This window comes from Mycobacterium sp. (assembly GCF_044342925.1).
Taxonomy (GTDB): Bacteria; Actinomycetota; Actinomycetes; order Mycobacteriales; family Mycobacteriaceae; genus Mycobacterium.
In genome coordinates this window covers 1-3,773 of sequence record NZ_JBIIOV010000233.1, presented here as the reverse complement: position 1 = coordinate 3,773, position 3,773 = coordinate 1, and the positions used below count along the sequence as shown (strand labels likewise).

The window sequence follows — 3,773 nt, the reverse complement described above, 5'->3', positions numbered from 1 at the left end:
TGGCGTTCGACGTGACCCTGAAGGCGCCGCACGGCGGCATCTTCGTGTTCTTCGCCATCGGCAAGCTGGCCTGGTTCCTGGTGGCCCTGGTCGCGGGCACTGTGGTCGCCGCGGTCGCGGTGATCGCGGCGAAGCAATTGACCGGTGTGCGACCCGGCACGACCTCCGCGGAAACCGCCGTAGCGGCGTGAAAGATCGAGTAAACATCACCTTGACGTTCGGCAGACCAACATAAGGAGCCCCCACCCATGCCCAGTAAGACCGTCATCGTCGGTTCTTCGGTCGGACTGCACGCCCGCCCCGCGGCGATCATCTCCGAGGCCGTCGTCAACGCCGGTGTCCCGGTGACTCTGGCGCTGGACGGCGGCGAGCCGGTGGACGCCGGTTCAGCCCTGATGATCATGACCCTGGGTGCCGCCAACGGCGCATCGGTCACGGTCACCGCCGACGACGACGCCGTGGTCACCGCGATCGCCGAGCTGGTGGAGCAGGACCTCGACGCCTAGCTCTACGGACCCGTGGCGACTCAAGGTGGCCGCCGGCCGGCAGACGCCGCCCGGGGGCCACACGTGTCGGGCCGCCCGCTCCGTCGGGAGTTCTGAACTCACCCGCTGGGTAATGCGCGAAAAACAGGTACGGTGATCTCACGTAATCCTTAGGGCGGAAACCGTTTTCGCTGTTAGACGTTCCCGCCGGCAGCTATGCCGTTCATCTGCGGAAAGGCGAGATGGTCTGTACAGTCCCTGTGCATGATGGGCCGACTTCGCTCGTTCGCAATCGTGGTGTGGCTGATCGCCTTAGTCGGCGGCATCCCCTTCTTCGTGCCCTCGGCGGGTGCCGAGCAGCGCACCGTCACGGTGGCCACCCGCAACAACATCGCGCCGTTCGTCATGACGGACGGCAATCTGAAGTCGGGCTTCACCATCGACATCGTGGAAGAAATCGCCAAGCGCGCCGGCTGGCAAATCAATTACATCGAGTACACCTCCGTCGCTGAGATGTTGAAAGCCGTCGACGCGGGCAAGGCCGACGCCGCGGCGGCGGCCATTTCGATCACCTCTGACCGTGCCGAGAAATTCGACTTCTCTCAGCCGTTCATGAGCGGCGGGCCGCAGATCATGGTGCCGGTGGGGGCCAACAAGCCGTCCTCCCCGGGCATCATGGACTTCATCAAGCTGCTGTTCTCCAAGACCGTGCTGGTCTGGTTGATCGCGGCGGTCATCCTCACCCTGATCCCGGCGCATGTGACCTGGCTGTTGGAGCGCCGGCATCCCGAGTCGATGGTGTCGAGGTCCTACTTCCCCGGAATCTTCCAGTCGTTCCGGTGGGGGATCGGTTCGATGGCCGGTGCGGCGGATGATTCACCCCACGCCTCCGCGACCCGGATCATGGCCATCATCTGGGGATTCACCTGCATTCTCTTCATCGCCTACTACACCGCCACGCTGACCGCGAACATCACCGTGAAGAAATTCGACGCTCAGATCAAGTCCCCGTCGGACCTCGTCGGCAAGAAGGTCTGCACCGTCGCCGAGACCACGTCGGCCACGGCGCTGAAGCGCTACAACGTCGAGTTCAACGGCGTGAAGACCATCGACGAGTGCTACGCGGGCCTGGACGACGAACGGTACGAAGCGGTGGTCTACGACGCCCCGGTGTTGAGCTACTACGTCAACGAGTCGGGCGGCTCGGTGGAACTCGTCGGCCCGATTCTTCGACCCGAGGAGTACGGAATCGCCTTCCGCAACGGCAGCGATCTCCGAAAGGTGGTCGACGCCGATCTGCTGTCCATGCGCGAGGACGGCACGTACTACAGGATCAAGCAGAAGTGGTTCGGAGAGGAAGACAGCTAAACCGGTCGTTCCGGGGGGCGCATCGCCCTTGGTTTCTCGTTCTCTCTCATGGACTAGTTACGCCGTGAAAGGCCGCCAACCCCATCTGCCGAGCGAGGCGTCGCACCCCGGGGCACGGCAAGTCAGAGCGCTGGCTGGTCCTATGATCGCTACTACATCCCACTTGCTGGTGTGCCCCGGTGTGCCATGCTCTTCAATGCAACGGCCTTAACGCCTCTCTTCAGTGCGACGGCCTTAACGCCCCGGAGGTTCGGTGATGCGCACCACAACGGACGGGAACAGAAGTATCCGCCGTGGTGTGACGTCGTCCGCACCGGCGACAGGAAAACACTCCGGTTACGTCGGCCGCGTCGGCGCCCTCGCCGTCGCCCTCGGAGTGGGCATGGGCATTGCCTCACTACCCGTCGCGTACGCGGAAACCGACGGCTCCGGAGGTTCGACGGGCTCGTCGGATGCCACCGGAAGCGTCGCTGACGTCGACGTTGCCACCACGAGACCTGACGAGGCAGCTGCCTCCGAGAGCCGCCGTGCGCCGAAAATCGGCGGTCAGATCGTCACGCGCCCGACGCGTTCGGGCGCGAGTCGGGGATCTGCGGACGAAAGCCCCCCGCAACCACGGCACCGCCGGGGAAGAACCGCCAACTCTGCCGACGACGATGCGGTCAAACCGCCCCGGGAAACCACACCGACGCAGCCCGCGGACCCCGAAACCGCCCCGGCGGAGCCGTCCGATGCCGAGGTTGCCAAGTTAGGTGCCGGCGAGCCGGCTGCCACACCGGTGGACAGCGGGCCTCTGGAAGCAAGCAGCCCGCCGCAGGAGGCGGCCTCCGGTTCCCTGGCCGCAACCCCGCAGCGGGCTTCTGGCCCGGTGATGACAACGGCCCGGATGGCGGCGCGCCGAGGCGCGGTCGACGCGGTGGGCCCAGATCTGTTGTCGTGGTTGACCACCGGCGGTAGTGGCGATGCTCCAGCGGCCGCCCCGTTGATGTGGACGGCGGCTGCCTTCACCCGCCGCGAGTTGGAGGGTGGCTCGCGCACCGCGGCCCCTGCGGCGACCGTGAGCACTGGTGAACCATTCACTCCAGATGCGGGAACGGGCGGTGGTGAACTGCCCGCTCCGAACGCGTCGGCGGTCGCATCCGATCCGCTGGGCGGCTTGGTGCGGCTGTTCATCGGCGACGGAACGAAGGACAACCCGAACGCGGGCCTGCTGTTCGGCGACGGGTACAGCTACCGCGGGGTGACGGATTGCCCCACCGGCTCGTGCAACGGCGGTAACGCCGGTTTGCTCTGGGGCGACGGCGGCAGCGGCGCCAACGGCGGCAGGGGAGGCGCCGCGGGTTGGCTTTTCGGTGACGGTGGAGCCGGCGGCGCCGGGGTGGCCTACGTCAGCAGCGGCGCGGGCGGCGACGGCGGCCGGGCCGGCCTGTTGTTCGGCAACGGTGGCAGCGGCGGCAATGCGGCCGCGGTCGTGGTGTACAGCCCTGGCCCCGCCGGCGCGACGCAGGCGGTCGCCGTGACTTACGGCGTCGCCGGCGCGGGCGGTGCGGCTGGCGGGCTCGGCGGAAACGGCGGCAACGGCGGCAACGGCGCCGATGGTGTGTTGCCCGGTGAAGCGGGCGGCGTAGGTGGCGACGGCGGTGACGCGCCAGGGCTGGTCGGCAACGGCGGCAACGGCGGACGCGGCGGCCGCGGTGCTGACGGCGCGCCGGGCGTCGACGGGTCGACGCCGGGTGCCTCGGGAACTGCCGGCGGACGGGGCGGCGACGGCGGTGCGGGCGGCAAAGGCGGCAAGGGCGGCCCGGTTGCGGGTCGCGGCGGCAACGGCGGGCAGGGCGGCGCAGCTGGAGATGGCGGTCGCGGCGGGGCCGGCGCGACGGGCGACGACGGTCAGGCCGGCGGGGCCGCCGGGGCCGGCGG

Annotated in this window: 3 protein-coding genes and 1 pseudogene; all 4 read left to right on the top strand. The window is 68.3% G+C overall.

The window, feature by feature from the left end; all coding sequences use genetic code 11:
- Nucleotides 1-191, top strand: a 191-nt coding sequence (locus tag ADBZ6I_RS16555; protein WP_526385767.1) for a hypothetical protein, incomplete at its 5' end; no start/stop codon positions are given.
- Nucleotides 192-248: 57 nt separating this feature from the next.
- Nucleotides 249-506, top strand: coding sequence for an HPr family phosphocarrier protein (locus tag ADBZ6I_RS16550; protein WP_526385765.1), 258 nt, complete (start codon nucleotides 249-251; stop codon nucleotides 504-506).
- 243 nt (nucleotides 507-749) lie between these two features.
- Nucleotides 750-1,853, top strand: coding sequence for a transporter substrate-binding domain-containing protein (locus ADBZ6I_RS16545; RefSeq protein ID WP_526385763.1), 1,104 nt, complete (start codon nucleotides 750-752; stop codon nucleotides 1,851-1,853).
- A gap of 886 nt (nucleotides 1,854-2,739) precedes the next feature.
- Nucleotides 2,740-3,773 (top strand): annotated as a pseudogene (locus ADBZ6I_RS16540) (hypothetical protein); the annotation flags it as partial.